Here is a 17,491-nt window from a genome sequence, read left to right as displayed (position 1 = left end):
GCCTGAAATTAACCTTTGAGCTGATCGAGATCCTCGACATTGATCGTGTCGAGCTTGCGGAACAGGGTCACCAGAATCGCGAGGCCGATCGCGGCTTCCGCTGCGGCGACCGTCAGCACGAAGAACACGAAGATCTGGCCGTGCACGTCGCCGAGGTAGTGCGAGAACGCGACGAAGTTCGTGTTCACCGCGAGCAGCATCAGTTCGATCGCCATCAGGATGATGATGATGTTGCGGCGGTTCAGGAAAATCCCGACGATGCTGATCGCGAACAGGATCGCGCCGAGCACGAGGTAATGAGCAAGGGACAACATGTTTTTCTTCCTCCGCTGCTTAGCCGTTGGTACCCGAACCGGCTTCGCTCTGCGCCGTCGCCGGCTGAGGCTTTTCCGCTTCCATCTTCACGAGGCGCACGCGATCGCTCGCGCGCACCTTGACCTGATCCGACACGCGCTGGCGCTTGCTGTCCTTGCCCTTGCGCTCGGTCAGCGCAACCGCGGCGATGATCGCGACCAGCAGCACGAGGCCGGCGATTTCGAACGCGAAGATGTAGTCGGTGTAGATCACCTTGCCGATCAGGCGCGTGTTCGACCAGCCGGCGTACGCGCCCGTGGCCATCTCGTGCACCGGACGGAACGTGTCGCTGTAGCCGTGCATCAGGATCATCGCGGTCTCGGCGACGATGATCGCGCCGACGATGGTCGCCATCGGCACGAATCGCTTGAAGTCGCGCCGCAGGAAGTCGATGTTGATGTCGAGCATCATCACGACGAACAGGAACAGCACCATCACGGCGCCCACGTAGACCAGCACCAGCAGGATCGCGAGGAATTCCGCTTCCAGCAGCATCCAGATCGCGGCGGCGTTGAAGAACGCCAGCACAAGGAACAGCGCAGCCGCCACCGGGTTGCGCGAAGTGATCACCTTCAGCCCTGATACCACCAGGAGCAGCGCGAAGATGTAGAACAGTACGGTCGTGAATTCCATGATTACCGGTTCATCGTTAGGCCATAGTCAGGCGCGGCCTGCGGTACGCGAAACACGCGTGCCGCACCCGTCGCGGCGGCTCGGCCGGCTCGCCTCGAGCCGGCGCTGCAAACACAATCAACGATACGGCGCGTCGGCAGCCTTCGCCGCCGCGATGTCCTTCTCGTAACGGTCGCCCACTGCGAGCAGCATATCCTTCGTGAAATACAGATCGCCGCGCTTCTCGCCGTGATACTCGAGGATCTGCGTCTCGACGATCGAATCGACCGGGCAGCTCTCCTCGCAGAAACCGCAGAAGATGCACTTCGTCAGGTCGATGTCGTAGCGCGTCGTGCGGCGCGTGTTGTCCGCGCGCGTTTCCGATTCGATCGTGATCGCCATCGCGGGGCACACCGCCTCGCACAGCTTGCATGCGATGCAGCGCTCTTCGCCGTTCTCGTAGCGGCGCAGCGCGTGCAGCCCGCGAAAACGCGGCGAGATCGGCGTCTTCTCTTCCGGGAACTGCACGGTGAACTTGCGCTTGAACGTGTAGCGACCGGTGATCGCGAGCCCTTTCAGCAGCTCGGTCAGGAAGAAGGTCTTAAAAAAATGTTGAATTGCCGTCATGATTTCGTCCGACCATTATTTCCAGATGTTGAGCGGCGACATGATCCAGAAGCCGACCACGACCACCCAGATCACGGTGACCGGCAGGAACACCTTCCAGCCCAGACGCATGATCTGGTCATAACGGAAACGCGGGAACGTCGCGCGCACCCAGATGAACACCGACAGCAGCGCGAAGACCTTCAGCACCAGCCAGAAGATGCCCGGAATGAACGACAGGAATTCGAACGGCGCATCCCAGCCGCCGAGGAACAGCGTCGAGGCCAGCGCCGAGATCACGATCATGTTGATGTACTCGGCGAGGAAGAACAGCGCGAACGCCATGCCCGAGTAGTCGATCATGTGACCCGCGACGATCTCCGACTCCCCTTCCACCACGTCGAACGGGTGGCGGTTCGTTTCGGCGATGCCCGAGATGAAGTAGACGACGAACGCCGGCAACAGCGGCAGCCAGTTCCACGACAGGAAGTTCACGCCGTGGCTCGCGAAGAAGCCGTGCTGCTGCGAACCGACGATCTCCGACATGTTCAGGCTGCCGGCCGTCATCAGCACGAGCACCAGCGCGAAGCCCATCGAGATTTCGTACGACACCATCTGCGCGGCCGCGCGCATCGCGCCGAGGAACGCGTACTTCGAGTTCGACGCCCAGCCGGCGAGAATCACCGCGTAGACGCCGACCGACGAGATCGCGATCGCGTACAGCAGGCCCGCGTTGATGTCCGCGAGCACTGCCTTCGCCTGGAACGGAATCACCGCCCACACCGCGAACGCCGGCACGACGGTCATCACCGGCGCGATCAGGTAGAGCCAGCGGCTCGCCGCGGTCGGCTGAATCACTTCCTTCAGCAGCAGCTTCAGCACGTCGGCGATCGGCTGCAGCAGGCCCGCCGGACCGACGCGGTTCGGCCCGAGACGCACGTGCATCCAGCCGATCAGCTTGCGCTCCCACAGAATCAGGTACGCGACGCACAGCAGGATCACGACGGAGACGACGACGATGCGCACCAGCGCCCACACCGTCGGCCACGCGAAGCCGAGAAGCTCGGCACCGCCAGAGTTGATCGTATCGAACAAGCTCATTTACGCCTTCTCCACCACCAGTTCACCGGACAGGCTGCCGAGCGCTGCGCCGGCAGGCGTCGCCGCCGACACGCGAACGACCGTTTCCGCAAGATTCTCGTCACGCACGGCCGGCAACTGCACCGCGCGATCGCCCTGGCGCACGCGCACCGCGTCGCCTTCCTTCAAACCCAGCTTGTCGAACAGCGCGGCCGGCAGACCCGCCGCGTTCGCGACCTTCGCGGCGGCCGTCAGGTGCAGCGCACCCGCGCGGCGCACGAGCGCGTCGGCATGATAGATCGGCACGTCGGCGAGGCGCTCGAAGCCGCCGTTCGCGGCCTGCACGCCGGCGCGCGACGGCGCGACGGACGTCTTGTTCGACAGGCGCGGCGCGATGCTGTCGTCGCCGAGGGCGGCGAGCCGCACCTCTTCCGACGTTTCGTATTCGAAGTTCGGCAGGCCGAGCAGGCTGCCGAGCACGCGCAGCACCTTCCATGCGGGGCGCGTGTCGCCGAGCGGACGCACGACGCCGTTGAAGCTCTGCACCGTGCCTTCCGCGTTCACGTACGTGCCGGCCGTCTCGGTGAACGGCGCGATCGGCAGCAGCACGTCCGCGTAGTCGGCGCCGTGCTTGAACGGCGACATCACGACGACCATCTCCGCCTGGTTCAGCGCGGCGAGCGCCTGCGCCGGATCGGCGGTATCGAATTCGGGTTCGACGTTGACCAGCACGTAGCCCTTGCGCGGCTGTGCAAACGCTTCGCGTGCATTCAGGCCGCCTTCGCCCGGCAGCGCGCCGACCGCGTGCGCGCCGACCGTGTTCGCCGCTTCGGTCAGGAAGCCGAGCGTGGCGCCGGTGTTGTCGGCGATCCACTGCGCGACCGCGTGGATGCGTGCGAATTCCGGATGACGGACCGCCGCGTTGCCGAGCAGCACGACGCGGCGCTCGCCGTTCGCGAGCGATTGCGCGACCTGCTGCGCATCGGCCGACGGCGCGACGCCCGCGAGCGAATCCGGCAGCGCGACGCCCTTCACTTGCGCAACCGCGGCGGCGATGCCGGCCAGCGTGTCGAGCCATGCGGACGGCGCGGCTGCGATGCGGTGCGCGCTCGGAATCAGCGCGTCGTCACGCGTCGCGTTCACGAAGTGCAGCTTCGCGCCGCTCTTCGCGGCCTGACGCAGCCGCGACGCGAACAGCGGATGATCGCGGCGCAGGAACGAACCGATCACGAGCGCCGAGTTCACGCGCGACAGATCGGCGATCGGCATCCCGAGCCACGGCGCGCCTTGCGTCGGCGCGGAGAAATCGGTCTGACGCAGGCGGAAGTCGACGTTCGGCGTCTTCAGCTCGTGCGCGAGCTGCTTCACGAGGAACAGTTCCTCGGCCGTGCTGTGCGCGCTCGCGAGCAGCGCGAGCGCGTTCGCGCCGTGATCGGCCGCGATGCCCTTCACGCCCTTCGCGACGTATTCGAGCGCGGTCTGCCAGTCGGTTTCGAGCCACTGGCCGCCCTGCTTGATCATCGGCTTCGTCAGACGCTCGTCGCTGTTCAGGCCTTCATACGAGAAGCGGTCCTTGTCCGAGATCCAGCATTCGTTGATCGCTTCGTTCTCGAACGGCAGCACGCGCATCACGCGGTTGTTCTTCACCTGCACGACGAGGTTCGCGCCGACGGAATCGTGCGGGCTCACCGACTTGCGGCGCGACAGCTCCCACGTCCGCGCGCTGTAGCGGAACGGCTTGCTCGTCAGCGCGCCGACCGGGCACAGATCGATCATGTTGCCGGACAGCTCGGAGTCGACCGTCTTGCCGACGAACGTCGTGATTTCCGAGTGCTCGCCGCGGCCCAGCATCCCGAGCTCCATCACGCCGGCGATTTCCTGGCCGAAACGGACGCAGCGCGTGCAGTGGATGCAGCGCGACATCTCTTCCATCGAGATCAGCGGGCCGACGTTCTTGTGGAACACGACGCGCTTCTCTTCCTGATAGCGCGACGACGACTTGCCGTAGCCGACCGCGAGATCCTGCAGCTGGCATTCGCCGCCCTGGTCGCAGATCGGGCAATCGAGCGGGTGGTTGATGAGGAGGAATTCCATCACCGACTGCTGCGCCTTCACCGCCTTGTCGGAGTGCGTGCGCACGATCATGCCGGCCGACACGGGCGTCGCGCACGCGGGCACGGCCTTCGGCATCTTCTCGACTTCGACGAGGCACATCCGGCAGTTGGCCGCGACCGACAGTTTCTTGTGATAGCAGAAGTGAGGAATGTACGTATCCGCCTTGTGCGCAGCCTGGATCACCATGCTGCCTTCGGGCACCTCGACCTTCTTGCCGTCTATTTCAAGTTCAACCATGATGGTGAATGGTCCTTAACCTATTTCCGCCCGTTCGCGCATTCGCTCGACCGCGCGCTCAATTTCCTCAACCGGTACGACGCGTCAGGCCGCCGCCGCGACCGGATGGCCGCCGACCATGCAGCGCTTGTGCTCGACGTGGTACGCGAATTCGTCCCAGTAGTGCTTGAGCATCCCGCGCACCGGCATCGCCGCCGCATCGCCGAGCGCGCAGATCGTGCGCCCCATGATGTTCTCGGCGACCGAGTTCAGCAGATCCAGATCTTCCTGGCGGCCTTCGCCATGCTCGATACGGTTCACGACGCGATAGAGCCAGCCGGTGCCTTCGCGGCACGGCGTGCACTGGCCGCACGACTCTTCATAATAGAAATACGACAGGCGCAACAGCGAACGCACCATGCAGCGCGTCTCGTCCATCACGATCACCGCGCCCGAGCCGAGCATCGAGCCCGCCTTCGCGATCGAATCGTAGTCGAGATCCGTCTGCATCATCACGTCGCCCGGAATCACCGGCGCCGACGAGCCGCCCGGGATCACCGCCTTGATCTTCTTGCCGCCGCGCATCCCGCCGGCGAGCTCCATCAGCGTCGCGAACGGCGTGCCGAGCGGCACTTCGTAGTTGCCCGGACGCTCGACGTCGCCCGACACCGAGAAGATCTTCGTGCCGCCGTTGTTCGGCTTGCCGATCTCGAGGTAATTCTGCGGACCGATTTCCAGCAGGAACGGCACCGCGGCGAACGTCTCGGTATTGTTGATCGTGGTCGGCTTGCCGTACACGCCGAAGCTCGCCGGGAACGGCGGCTTGAAGCGCGGCTGGCCCTTCTTGCCCTCGATCGATTCGAGCAGCGCGGTTTCCTCGCCGCAGATGTACGCGCCGTAACCGTGGTGCGCGTGCAGCTGGAACGAGAAGTCCGAGCCCATGATCCTGTCACCCAGGAAGCCCGCCTTGCGTGCCTCTTCGAGCGCCTCTTCGAAGCGTCGATACGTTTCGAAGATTTCGCCGTGGATGTAGTTGTAACCGACGGTGATGCCCATCGCGTACGCGCCGATCGCCATGCCCTCGATCAGCGCATGCGGGTTCCAGCGCAGGATGTCGCGATCCTTGAACGTGCCCGGCTCGCCTTCGTCCGAGTTGCAGACGAGATACTTCTGCCCCGGGAACTGGCGCGGCATGAAGCTCCACTTCAGGCCGGTCGGGAAGCCCGCGCCGCCGCGACCGCGCAGGCCGGAGGCCTTCACGTCGGCGATCACCTGGTCGGGCGTGATCTTTTCTTCGAGGATGCGGCGCAGCTGCTTGTAGCCGCCGCGCGCGACGTAGTCTTCGAGATGCCAGTTGTCGCCGGTGAGGCCGGCGAGGATCAGCGGTTTGATGTGACGGTCGTGGAGGGACGTCATTTCGAGAGTTCCTCAAGCAGCTGGTCGATCTTCTCGCGGCTCATGAAGCTGCACATTCTGTGATTGTTCACGAGCAGCACCGGCGCATCGCCGCACGCGCCCATGCACTCGCCTTCCTTCAGCGAGAACTTGCCGTCGGGCGTCGTTTCGCCGAAGCCGATGCCGAGCTTCTTCTTCAGGTAGTCGGCGGTCGCCTCCGCGCCGCCGTCGGGCCCGAGCTGGCACGGCAGGTTCGTGCAGAGCGTGATCTTGTGCTTGCCGACGGGCGCGAGCTCGTACATCGTGTAGAACGTCGCGACTTCCTGCACGGCGACGGCCGGCATGTCGAGGTAGTCGGCGACGAACTTCATCAATTCGGGCGACAGCCAGCCATGCTCTTCCTGCGCGACGGCCAGCGCGGCCATCACGGCGGACTGTTTCTGATCGGCGGGGTACTTCGTCAACGCGCGATCGATTTCCTTCAGGCCTTCAGCTGAGATCATTTTCAGACACGACTCTTTCAATTCCTACCGAACGAACAACCTGCCGCACGCGATGCGGGCACGACAGACCTGGCGCTCACTGTTTGACAGCTCGCGAAGCCGCGCCGGTTCAGCGCGCTTTCGCCTGTGACTTACTGCTCGCCGCCCGGCACGCGGGCGGCGCAACCATTAGCGATCGATCTCGCCGAACACGATATCCTGCGTGCCGATGATCGTGACCGCGTCGGCGATCATGTGGCCGCGGGCCATTTCGTCGAGCGCCGCCAGATGCGCGTAGCCCGGCGCGCGAATCTTCAGGCGGTACGGCTTGTTCGCGCCGTCCGACACCAGATAGATGCCGAATTCGCCCTTCGGATGCTCGACCGCCGCGTACGCCTCGCCTTCCGGCACGTGAAAACCTTCGGTGAAGAGCTTGAAATGGTGGATCAGATCCTCCATGTTCGTCTTCATGCCGACGCGCGACGGCGGCGCAACCTTGTGATTGTCCGTCATCACCGGGCCCGGATTCTTGCGGAGCCACTCAATACATTGTTTCGCGATACGAACCGACTGACGCATTTCCTCGACGCGCACCAGATAACGGTCGTAGCAGTCGCCGTTCACGCCGACCGGCACGTCGAAATCGAGGCGATCGTACACTTCGTACGGCTGCTTCTTGCGCAGATCCCACGCGATGCCCGAGCCGCGGATCATCGGGCCGGTGAGGCCGAGCTGCAGCGCGCGCTCCGGGCTCACCACGCCGATGCCGACGAGACGCTGCTTCCAGATCCGGTTGTCGGTCAGGAGCGTTTCGTATTCGTCGACGCACTTCGGGAAGCGCGTGAAGAAATCGTCGATGAAGTCGAGCACCGAGCCCGAGCGCACCTCGTTCATCTTCGCGAGTGCGCGCTCGTTGCGAATCTTCGACGCCTTGTATTGCGGCATGGCGTCAGGCAGGTCGCGATAGACGCCGCCCGGGCGGTAGTACGCCGCGTGCATCCGCGCGCCGGACACCGCCTCGTACACGTCCATCAGATCCTCGCGCTCGCGGAACGCGTACAGGAACACCGCCATCGCGCCGACGTCGAGCGCGTGCGCGCCGATCCACATCAGGTGGTTCAGCACGCGCGTGATTTCGTCGAACAGCACGCGGATGTACTGCGCGCGCTCGGGCACATCGATGCCGAGCAGCTTTTCGATCGCGAGCACGTAGCCGTGCTCGTTGACCATCATCGACACGTAGTCGAGACGGTCCATGTACGGCACGGACTGGATGAAGGTCTTGGTTTCGGCGAGCTTCTCGGTCGCGCGGTGCAGCAGGCCGATGTGCGGATCGGCGCGCTGGATCACTTCGCCGTCGAGCTCGAGCACGAGGCGCAGCACGCCGTGCGCTGCCGGGTGCTGCGGGCCGAAGTTGAGCGTGTAGTTCTTGATTTCTGCCATGACTGACGCCCTCTTAATGGTTCAGACCGCCATAGCGATCCTCGCGGATCACGCGCGGCGTGATTTCGCGCGGCTCGATCGTCACCGGCTGGTACACGACGCGCTTCTCTTCCGGGTCGTAACGCATTTCGACGTAGCCGGATACCGGGAAATCCTTGCGGAACGGGTGACCGATGAAGCCGTAGTCGGTCAGGATGCGGCGCAGGTCCGGATGGCCCTCGAACACGATCCCGTACAGGTCGAACGCCTCGCGCTCGTACCAGTTCGCGGAATTCCACACGTCGACCAGCGATGCGACGATCGGCAGATCGTCGTCGGGCGCGAACGCGCGCAGGCGCAGGCGCCAGTTGTTCGTCACCGACAGCAGGTGCGACACGGCCGCGAAGCGCGGGCCGTCGTACGCACCTTCGCCGTACGTCTGGTAGTCGACGCCGCACAGATCGATCAGTTGCTCGAAACGCAGCTTCGGATCGTCGCGCAGCATGGTCGCGACGTCGAGGTAGTCACTCGCCTTCACGACGAGCGTCAGTTCACCGACCGCTTCGGTGAGGCTCACCACGCGCGCGCCGAGCGCGGCTTCGAGGTTCGCTTTGAGGGTCTCGATTTTGCTTGCCATATTGGGGGGAGGCTCGGGGCTTTATTGACGGGCGATGGTGTTGGTCCGGCGGATCTTCGCCTGAAGCTGGATCACGCCATAGACCAGCGCCTCGGCGGTCGGCGGACAGCCCGGCACGTAGACGTCGACCGGCACGATCCGGTCGCAGCCCCGCACCACCGAATACGAGTAATGGTAGTACCCGCCGCCGTTCGCGCACGAGCCCATCGAGATCACCCAGCGCGGCTCGGCCATCTGGTCGTACACGCGGCGCAGCGCGGGCGCCATCTTGTTGCAGAGCGTGCCGGCGACGATCATCACGTCGGACTGGCGCGGACTCGGGCGGAACACGACGCCGAACCGGTCCAGATCGTAGCGGGCCGCGCCCGCATGCATCATCTCGACGGCGCAACACGCGAGCCCGAACGTCATCGGCCACAGCGAGCCGGTACGCGTCCAGTTGATCAGCTTGTCAGCCGTGGTGGTGACAAACCCTTCCTTCAAGACCCCTTCGATACTCATTTGCTTTCCACTCCAGACGGGCGACGCGGCACGGCCGCCCATGCAAATCGGCGATTAGCCCATCACTCCCAGTCGAGGCCGCCTTTCTTCCAGATATAGGCAAAGCCCAGCAGGAATTCGAGCAGAAAAATCATCATCGAGATGAAGCCCGGCCAGCCGATGTCGCGCAGGGCGACACCCCACGGAAACAGGAACGCGGTTTCGAGATCGAAGATGATGAACAGGATGGCGACGAGGTAGTAGCGCACGTCGAACTTCATGCGCGCGTCTTCGAACGCTTCGAAGCCGCACTCGTAAGGCGAGTTCTTGTCGACGTCGGGCCTGCTGGGACCGAGAAGTTTGCCGATGCTGACCAGCGCTATACCTAAACCAGTGCCCACGAGGAGGAACAACAAGACGGGGTAATAGGCTGCGAGGTTCAAGGCTATCCTCTATCGGTTGGTTCTGAGCGTCCGGAGCATACCACTTCCGGAGGTAGAGATCATTTCGGACTGCAGGGCAATGCAAGACAACCGCAAGCCAGGCCCAGAAATGAAAAATGCCAGCCACGTGAAGCGGCTGGCATTGAGTAACTTTGGTGCCGACGGCGAGACTCGAACTCGCACAGCTTTCGCCACTACCCCCTCAAGATAGCGTGTCTACCAATTTCACCACGTCGGCACTGCATGCAACCCGGGAAGTTTTTGTGCATCCCGCGAATCGCTTCAAGAATTAAATTCTAACCCGGCTCCAGAATTTGTTCAACGCACAAACGCGATTTTTTTTAACTTTTTACTTCGGAACGCTCTGCCCCGGCGCGCTCACGGCCGATGCAGCCGATGCGGCCACAGCCGACGCCGCGACGGCAGGCGCGGATGCGGCCGGCGTGCCCGAAGCCACCACCACGGAGGCCGGCGCCGGCGCGGCCGCGCCGAGCACGCCCGCCGACACCTGCGACTTGTACGAACCGAGATACGTCAGCGCGAGCGTCGCGATGAAGAAGACCGTCGCGAGCACCGCCGTCATGCGCGACAGAAAGTTCGCGGAGCCGGTCGCGCCGAACAGGCTGCCGGACGCGCCGCTGCCGAACGCGGCGCCCATGTCCGCGCCCTTGCCGTGCTGGAGCAGCACGAGACCAATCACACCCAGCGCAGCCAGCACCTGCACCACAATAATCAACGTCTTCAGTAACAGCATCACACTCACCCGGTTGAATCGGCGCGCGGTTTTCACCGCCGCCGCAATGGTTCAATACGCGCCGCGCCGCTCAGTTCGCGGCCCGGCAGATCGCCAGAAAATCCTCGGCCTTCAGCGCCGCGCCGCCGATCAGGCCGCCGTCGATGTCGGGCTGCGCGAACAGCTCGACCGCGTTGTCCGGCTTCACGCTGCCGCCGTACAGCAGCGACACGTCCGGCGCGCCCTTCGCCGCGAGCCGCGCGCGCAGGAACGCGTGCACCTGCTGCGCCTGCCCGGCCGTCGCGCTCTTGCCGGTGCCGATCGCCCAGACCGGCTCGTACGCGACGACGATGCTCGCAACCTGCTCGGCCGTCATCGCATCGAGCACCGCGTCGAGCTGCGCGCCGACGACGCGCTCGGTCGCGCCGGCTTCGCGCTCGTCGAGCGTCTCGCCGACGCAGACGACCGGCGTGAGCCCGGCAGAAAGCGCACGCAGCGCCTTCTGCGCGACGACTTCGCTGCGCTCGCCGTGATACGCGCGGCGCTCCGAATGGCCGACGATCGCATACCGCGCGCCGAACTCCGCGACCATCGCCGCGGCGACTTCGCCGGTGTATGCGCCCTGCTCGTGCGCGGACACATCCTGCGCGCCCCACGCGACGCGGCTGCCGTCGAGCTGCTGCTGAACCTGCGCGAGATACGGGAACGGCACGCACACGCCGATCGCCGTGCCGGCCGGCACCGGGCCCGCGCCCTGCACCACTTCGTTCAGCAACGCCACGTTGGCGGCCAGGCGACCGTGCATCTTCCAGTTGCCGATCACCCGCTTCGTTCTTTGTTTCGACATCGTGTTTGTCTCGTCATGGACGAACCGGAAACCGGCCGTCGGGATTCATCTGGCGAAGCAAACCCGCGATTTTACTGCGCCCGTCTTGAACCGGTCAAACCGGAGCTGTCAAGCATCGCCGGTCACGTGTTCGCGCCCCAATCGAGCACGATCTTGCCGATGTGCTCGCCGCTTTCCATCAGCGCGTGCGCATCCGCGGCCTGCGCGGCCGGCAGCGTGCGGTAGATCACCGGCTTGATGTGCCCGTTGGCGAGCAGCGGCCATACGCGCGCCTCGAGCTGCGCGGCGATGCGCGCCTTGAACTCGACCGGGCGCGGACGCAGCGTCGAGCCCGTCACCGTCAGCCGGCGGCGCAGAATCTCGTTCAGGTTGATCTCGGCCTTCGCACCGCCGAGCAGCGCGATGATCACGAGGCGGCCGCCGTCCGCGAGCGCCGACAGCTCGCGCGGCACATAGGAACCGGCGACCATGTCGAGAATCACGTCGACGCCGCGATCGTGCGTCAGCGCCTTCACCACTTCGACGAAATCCTCGGTCTTGTAGTTGATCGCGCGTTCCGCGCCGAGCGTTTCGCACGCGCGGCACTTGTCCTCGCTGCCCGCGGTCGCGAGCACGCGAAAGCCGAGCGCATGCGCGATCTGGATCGCGGTCACGCCGATCCCGCTCGAGCCGCCCTGCACGAGCAGCGTCTCCTGCGCGCCACCTTCGCCCGCGCCGAGCTGCGCGCGGTCGAACACGTTGCTCCAGACCGTGAAGAACGTCTCCGGCAGCGAGGCCGCCTCGACGTCGGACAACCCGGCCGGCACCGGCAGGCACTGCGGCAGCGGCGCAACCGCGTATTCCGCATAGCCGCCGCCCGCGAGCAGCGCGCACACGCGATCGCCGAGCTTCAGGCCGAACGGGTTCAGTGCGGCATCGCCGAGATCGCCGCCGACGATCTCGCCCGCCACCTCGAGGCCGGGCAGATCCGACGCGCCCGGCGGCGGCGCATACGCGCCCTTGCGCTGGAACACGTCCGGGCGGTTGATGCCCGACGCCGCCACCTTGATCAGGACTTCGCCGCGCTTCGGCTCGGGGCGCGGACGCTCCGCGAGCTTCAGCACGTCGGGCCCGCCGAATTCGGTGATTTCGATGACTTTCATCTGCGTCGCTCCAGGGTCGGGAAAGATGCCGCCCCGATCGTACAGAAAAAACGGCCGGCGCGCTTTCGCGCAGCCGGCCGTCCGTTACCGCCCGCTTACTGCTGCGGCGGCGTGTCCGCGTGGGCCGCGGCGGCCGCTTCGTTCAGCAGCGCCTTCGCCGACAAACGCACACGGCCCTTCTCGTCCGTCTGGATCACCTTGACCTTCACCTGCTGGCCTTCCTTCAGGTAGTCGTTGATGTCCTTCACGCGCTCGTTGACGATTTCCGAGATGTGCAGCAGGCCGTCCTTGCCCGGCAGCAGGTTCACGATCGCGCCGAAATCGAGCAGCTTCAGCACCGTGCCCTCGTACACCTGGCCGACTTCGATCTCGGCCGTGATGTTCTCGATGCGCTTCTTCGCCTCGGCCATCCCTTCGCTGTTCGTGCTCGCGATCGTCACGACGCCGTCGTCGGAGATGTCGATCGTCGTGCCCGTCTCTTCGGTCAGCGCGCGGATCACCGAGCCGCCCTTGCCGATCACGTCGCGGATCTTCTCCGGATTGATCTTGATCGTGATCATGCGCGGCGCGAATTCGGACAGCTGCGTGTTCACGCCCGCGACTGCCTCCGTCATCTTGCCGAGGATGTGCATGCGGCCTTCCTTCGCCTGCGCGAGCGCGACCTGCATGATTTCCTTCGTGATCCCCTGGATCTTGATGTCCATCTGCAGCGCGGTCACGCCTTCCGCCGTGCCCGCGACCTTGAAGTCCATGTCGCCGAGGTGATCTTCGTCGCCGAGGATGTCGGTCAGCACCGCGAACTTGTTGCCTTCGAGGATCAGGCCCATCGCGATGCCGGCGACGTGCGCCTTCATCGGCACGCCGGCGTCCATCAGCGCGAGGCAGCCGCCGCACACCGACGCCATCGACGACGAACCGTTCGATTCGGTGATTTCCGACACGACGCGGATCGAGTAACCGAACTCGTCGGCGCCCGGCAGGCACTTGACGAGCGCACGCTTCGCGAGACGGCCGTGGCCGATTTCACGGCGCTTCGGCGAGCCGACGCGGCCCGTTTCGCCGGTCGCGAACGGCGGCATGTTGTAGTGGAGCATGAAGCGCTCGCGGTACTCGCCTTCGAGCGCGTCGATGATCTGCTCGTCGCCCCGCGTGCCGAGCGTCGCGACGACGAGCGCCTGCGTCTCGCCGCGCGTGAACAGCGCGGAGCCGTGCGTGCGCGGCAGCACGCCCGTGCGGATCTCGATCGGGCGCACCGTGCGCGTGTCGCGGCCGTCGATGCGCGGCTCGCCGTTCAGGATCTGCGAGCGGACGATCTTCGCCTCGAGGTCGAACAGGATGTTGCCGATGGTCGCCTTGTCCGCCGCGACCGTGCCGGCCGCCTGCGCGTCCGCTTCCAGCTTCGTCGACGTCGCCGCGTACACTTCCTTCAGCTTCGTCGAACGTGCCTGCTTGTCGCGGATCTGGTAGGCCGCGAGCAGCTCGGGTTGCGCGATTTCAGTCACGCGTGCATTCAGCGCCTCGTCCTTCGGCGCCGGCTGCCAGTTCCACTCCGGCTTGCCGCCTTCGCGCACGAGCTCGTGGATTGCGTCGATCGCGATCTGCATCTGCTCGTGGCCGAACACGACCGCGCCGAGCATCACGTCTTCCGGCAGCTGGTCGGCTTCCGATTCGACCATCAGCACCGCACGCTCCGTGCCCGCGACAACGAGATCGAGGCTCGACGCCTTGATCTGCTCGCGCGTCGGGTTCAGCACGTAGGCGTTGTTCAGGTACGCGACGCGCGCGGCGCCGACCGGGCCGTTGAACGGCAGGCCCGACACCGCGAGCGCGGCCGACGCGCCGATCAGCGCGGGGATGTCCGCCGGGATTTCCGGGTTCACGGACAGCACGTGGATCACGACCTGCACTTCGTTGTAGTAGCCTTCCGGGAACAGCGGACGCAGCGGCCGGTCGATCAGGCGCGACGTCAGCGTCTCGTGCTCGGACGGACGGCCTTCGCGGCGGAAGAACCCGCCCGGGATCTTGCCGGCCGAGTAGGTCTTCTCGATGTAATCGACGGTCAGCGGGAAGAAGTCCTGGCCCGGCTTCGCGGTCTTCGCGCCGACGACGGTCGCGAGCACGACGGTGTCCTCGATGTCGACGATCACGGCGCCGCTCGCCTGGCGGGCGATCTCACCGGTTTCGAGGCGCACCTTGTGCTGGCCCCATTGGAATTCTTTCACGACCTTGTTGAACATGGACATGCTTGCTCCTGTGGATTCGTACGTTTTCGTGCGCCGCGCCGGCGGGCGGCACGGCGGCGGAGCGGCCCGATCGCCCGGAGAGAGGTGTGTTTTTTATGCCATTCCAGCGCGGCACGCGACGCGCGACGCGCTGGAATGACACAAAGCCTGACCCCGGTATCGGCCGTTCGGGCTGCCGGGCACGACTGCCCTGCAGCCCGCGATGCGTGCGACGCGACGCACCGCGCAAAAACAAAATGCCTGCATCAGCACGCTGACACAGGCATCTTGCTGGAGGCAACCGCCTCGGTTACTTACGCAGACCCAGCTTCTCGATCAGCGCGCGGTAACGATCGGCATCCTTGCCCTTCAGGTAGTCGAGCAGCTTGCGGCGGCGGCTCACCATGCGCAGCAGGCCGCGGCGGCTGTGGTGATCCTTCGCGTGGGTCTTGAAGTGACCCGTGAGTTCGACGATGCGCGCGGTCAGCAGCGCGACCTGCACTTCGGGCGAACCCGTGTCGTTCGTGCCACGAGCAAACTGAGCAACGACTTCCGACTTCTTGATATCAGCAACAGACATTTGATTTCCTTTCTAACTAGACAGGCGGACACGGAAGAATGGCCGTGCCGTGATTACAGCAAGGGCGGAATTGTAGCACAACTTCGACACGCGGCTTAATCAAGCCGTCACGGGCGGGTCATCGAGCACGTCGACGGCAGCTCGGTCTGCTGCGGCGCCAGCGCGAGCACCGTGCGAAAGCCGTAGCCGGAGCCCTCGTTGTCGAAGCGCACGCCCGGCGTGCCGGCCTTGTCCATTTCCATCACGTAAAGGGGCTGGATCACCTGGTGGTCCCGCGCGCGCATCCGCATCGGATGGAAGCCGTCGTCGTACGACAGCACTTCGAGCGCCTTCGCGACCGTAGCCGGATCGGCCGTGCCCGCCTTCGTCATCGCCGCCGCGAGCATCTCGATCATCTCGCTCATCCGCAGCACCGGGTAGTCGTCCTGCGCGGCCGGGAAGCGGGTGCGGAACGCATGGTAGAACGCGTCCGACTTCGCGCCGCCCGCGTTCGGGTGCCAGTCCGCGACCGCGACGACGCGCCCGACGCCCGCGTCGCCGAGCGCGGCCGGCGCGCCGAGGCTGTTCCCGTAGAACGTGTAGAACTTCGTGTTCAGCCCCTGCTCGCGCGCCGCCTTCACGAGCAGCGTCAGGTCGTTGCCCCAGTTGCCGGTCACGACGGCGTCCGCGCCGCTCGCGCGGATCTTCGCGACGTACGGCGAGAAATCCTTGATCCGGCCGATCGGATGGAACTCGTCGCCGACCACCGCGACGTCCGGCCGCCGCTGCGCGAGCGCATCGCGCGCGAGCGTGCTGACGTCGTGGCCGAAGCTGTAGTCCTGGTTCAGCAGATAGACCTTGTGCAGCGCCCGGTCACGCGCCATCACGTCCGCGAGCGCGGCCATCCGCATCCCGGCGTGCGCGTCGAAACGGAAGTGCCAGAAGCTGCAGCGCGCGTTCGTCAGCGCCGGATCGTCGGCCGAATAGTTGAGGAACACGATGCGGTCGTCCGGATTGCGCGCGTTCTGCTTGTCCAGCGCCGCGACGAGCGCGGCCGCGACAGCCGAGCTGTTGCCCTGCGCGACGAAGCCGATGTGCCGATCCGCGGCCACGCGCAGCTGCACGAGCGCCTCTTCCGGGCTGCCCTTGCTGTCGAGCACGACGAGCTCCAGCGGATGCGCGCCGTCGCGCAGCTTCACGCCGCCGGCCGCGTTGACCGCGTCGACGCCGAAACGCAGATTGCGCTCGACCGCCGCGCCCGCGTTCGCGAACGGGCCGGACATCCCTTCGATCAGCGCGACCCTGACCGGCTCGCCCGCCGCGAACGCGGCCGGCGCCGCGAGTGTCCACCAGGCGCTCAGCGCGAGCGCGCCCCGCTTCCATGCCTGCATCTGCTGCCCCATCGTGTCGGTTTGCGTTGCGCGGATCATAGGCCGGGCCGCCCCGCGCCCGCAAGCGCGACGCAGCGCGACCGACGGGACGGACGGGACGGACGGGACGGACGGGACGGATGAGACGGACTGGGGCGGACTGGGGCGGACGGACCGGATGCGCCGGCCGGCCCGCGTCGTGATAAAACGTCGTTATTCCCGTGCCATGGAGAAACACATGCTCAATCGTCTTCCGGTGCTGCTCGTCTGCGCCGCGGCGTTGCTCGCCGGCTGCGCGCAGCCCTGGCAGCAGTTTCAGGCCGGCGAGGACTCGTCGGCGGTCGTCGCGCGGCTCGGGCCGCCGCGCGAAGTCTACGACCTGCCCGGTGGCGGCAAGCGCCTGATGTGGCCGACGCAGCCGATGGGCGAAACGACGGTCGCGGCCGACGTCGACGCGTCCGGCAAGGTCGTCGGCGTGCGCCAGGTGCTGCAGCCGACCGAGTTCTATCGCGCCGAGATCGGCAAGTGGACGAAGTCGGACGTCCTCGTCAATTTCGGCCGCCCGGTCGAAACGTCGTATTTCCCGCTGATGAAGCGCGAAGTCTGGACCTACCGCTATCTCGAGGACAACGTCTGGTACATGATGTACAGCTTCTATTTCGACAACCAGGGCATCCTGCGGCTCACGCAGAAAACGCCGGATCCGCTGCATGATCCGGATCGCCATCACCTGCTGTTCTGATCGAAATGAAAACGCCCCGCGCGGCACCGGCCGC

General features: G+C 65.5%; 18 protein-coding genes and 1 tRNA gene. 1 reads left to right on the top strand and 18 read right to left on the bottom strand.

Annotation, left to right across the window (positions count from 1 at the left end; genetic code table 11):
- Window positions 1-8: 8 nt before the first annotated feature.
- The 18 genes from nuoK to HZI36_RS06410 form a co-directional block, all read right to left on the bottom strand.
- The gene (nuoK, locus tag HZI36_RS06495; protein WP_179401798.1) at window positions 9-314 is read right to left on the bottom strand and encodes an NADH-quinone oxidoreductase subunit NuoK; all 306 of its coding nucleotides are present in this window, start codon (window positions 312-314) and stop codon (window positions 9-11) included.
- Between the two features lie 19 nt (window positions 315-333).
- A complete protein-coding gene (locus tag HZI36_RS06490) occupies window positions 334-987 on the bottom strand; it encodes an NADH-quinone oxidoreductase subunit J (RefSeq protein WP_179401797.1) in 654 nt (217 codons plus the stop codon).
- A gap of 117 nt (window positions 988-1,104) precedes the next feature.
- Entirely contained in the window at window positions 1,105-1,593 is a 489-nt protein-coding gene (gene nuoI / locus HZI36_RS06485) for an NADH-quinone oxidoreductase subunit NuoI (RefSeq protein ID WP_179401796.1), read from the bottom strand.
- Between the two features lie 15 nt (window positions 1,594-1,608).
- Window positions 1,609-2,673 carry an NADH-quinone oxidoreductase subunit NuoH gene (gene nuoH, locus HZI36_RS06480; protein WP_179401795.1) on the bottom strand — a complete coding sequence of 355 codons (1,065 nt, stop codon included), beginning with the start codon at window positions 2,671-2,673 and terminating at the stop codon, window positions 1,609-1,611.
- Window positions 2,674-5,004, bottom strand: coding sequence for an NADH-quinone oxidoreductase subunit NuoG (nuoG, locus tag HZI36_RS06475; protein WP_179401794.1), 2,331 nt, complete (start codon window positions 5,002-5,004; stop codon window positions 2,674-2,676).
- Between the two features lie 84 nt (window positions 5,005-5,088).
- Complete coding sequence (gene nuoF / locus HZI36_RS06470; RefSeq protein WP_179401793.1) at window positions 5,089-6,399, bottom strand: NADH-quinone oxidoreductase subunit NuoF; 1,311 nt, start codon at window positions 6,397-6,399, stop codon at window positions 5,089-5,091.
- On the bottom strand, window positions 6,396-6,881 hold the full coding sequence (nuoE, locus tag HZI36_RS06465; RefSeq protein ID WP_179401792.1) for an NADH-quinone oxidoreductase subunit NuoE: 486 nt from the start codon (window positions 6,879-6,881) through the stop codon (window positions 6,396-6,398). The genes nuoF and nuoE overlap by 4 nt, the downstream gene beginning before the upstream one ends.
- Window positions 6,882-7,049: 168 nt before the next feature.
- Entirely contained in the window at window positions 7,050-8,303 is a 1,254-nt protein-coding gene (locus tag HZI36_RS06460) for an NADH-quinone oxidoreductase subunit D (protein ID WP_179401791.1), read from the bottom strand.
- Window positions 8,304-8,316: 13 nt separating this feature from the next.
- Window positions 8,317-8,919, bottom strand: a complete 603-nt coding sequence (locus HZI36_RS06455) for an NADH-quinone oxidoreductase subunit C (RefSeq protein WP_179401790.1) — start codon at window positions 8,917-8,919, stop codon at window positions 8,317-8,319.
- A gap of 21 nt (window positions 8,920-8,940) precedes the next feature.
- Complete coding sequence (locus HZI36_RS06450; RefSeq protein ID WP_006398799.1) at window positions 8,941-9,420, bottom strand: NuoB/complex I 20 kDa subunit family protein; 480 nt, start codon at window positions 9,418-9,420, stop codon at window positions 8,941-8,943.
- A gap of 62 nt (window positions 9,421-9,482) precedes the next feature.
- Complete coding sequence (locus HZI36_RS06445) at window positions 9,483-9,842, bottom strand: NADH-quinone oxidoreductase subunit A (RefSeq protein WP_179401789.1); 360 nt, start codon at window positions 9,840-9,842, stop codon at window positions 9,483-9,485.
- 153 nt (window positions 9,843-9,995) lie between these two features.
- Window positions 9,996-10,080, bottom strand: a tRNA-Leu gene (locus HZI36_RS06440).
- Window positions 10,081-10,191: 111 nt separating this feature from the next.
- Window positions 10,192-10,596, bottom strand: a complete 405-nt coding sequence (gene secG, locus HZI36_RS06435) for a preprotein translocase subunit SecG (RefSeq protein WP_179401788.1) — start codon at window positions 10,594-10,596, stop codon at window positions 10,192-10,194.
- Window positions 10,597-10,666: 70 nt separating this feature from the next.
- Entirely contained in the window at window positions 10,667-11,422 is a 756-nt protein-coding gene (gene tpiA / locus HZI36_RS06430) for a triose-phosphate isomerase (protein ID WP_179401787.1), read from the bottom strand.
- A gap of 122 nt (window positions 11,423-11,544) precedes the next feature.
- Window positions 11,545-12,564 carry an NAD(P)H-quinone oxidoreductase gene (locus HZI36_RS06425; RefSeq protein WP_179401786.1) on the bottom strand — a complete coding sequence of 340 codons (1,020 nt, stop codon included), beginning with the start codon at window positions 12,562-12,564 and terminating at the stop codon, window positions 11,545-11,547.
- 95 nt (window positions 12,565-12,659) lie between these two features.
- Complete coding sequence (gene pnp, locus HZI36_RS06420) at window positions 12,660-14,807, bottom strand: polyribonucleotide nucleotidyltransferase (RefSeq protein ID WP_179401785.1); 2,148 nt, start codon at window positions 14,805-14,807, stop codon at window positions 12,660-12,662.
- Between the two features lie 289 nt (window positions 14,808-15,096).
- Window positions 15,097-15,366, bottom strand: a complete 270-nt coding sequence (gene rpsO / locus HZI36_RS06415) for a 30S ribosomal protein S15 (RefSeq protein ID WP_006398792.1) — start codon at window positions 15,364-15,366, stop codon at window positions 15,097-15,099.
- Between the two features lie 107 nt (window positions 15,367-15,473).
- Window positions 15,474-16,736: a branched-chain amino acid ABC transporter substrate-binding protein gene (locus HZI36_RS06410; RefSeq protein ID WP_179401841.1), complete on the bottom strand. Its 1,263-nt coding sequence runs from the start codon at window positions 16,734-16,736 to the stop codon at window positions 15,474-15,476.
- Window positions 16,737-16,941: 205 nt separating this feature from the next.
- Here HZI36_RS06410 and HZI36_RS06405 point away from each other — a divergent pair, with 205 nt between their 5' ends.
- A complete protein-coding gene (locus tag HZI36_RS06405) occupies window positions 16,942-17,457 on the top strand; it encodes a hypothetical protein (RefSeq protein WP_179401784.1) in 516 nt (171 codons plus the stop codon).
- Window positions 17,458-17,491 lie beyond the last annotated feature (34 nt).

Source organism: Burkholderia guangdongensis (assembly GCF_013403875.1).
GTDB classification, from domain to species: domain Bacteria; phylum Pseudomonadota; class Gammaproteobacteria; order Burkholderiales; family Burkholderiaceae; genus Burkholderia; species Burkholderia guangdongensis.
Note: the sequence above shows the minus strand (reverse complement) of the source record. Positions and strands in the feature narration are given on the sequence as shown.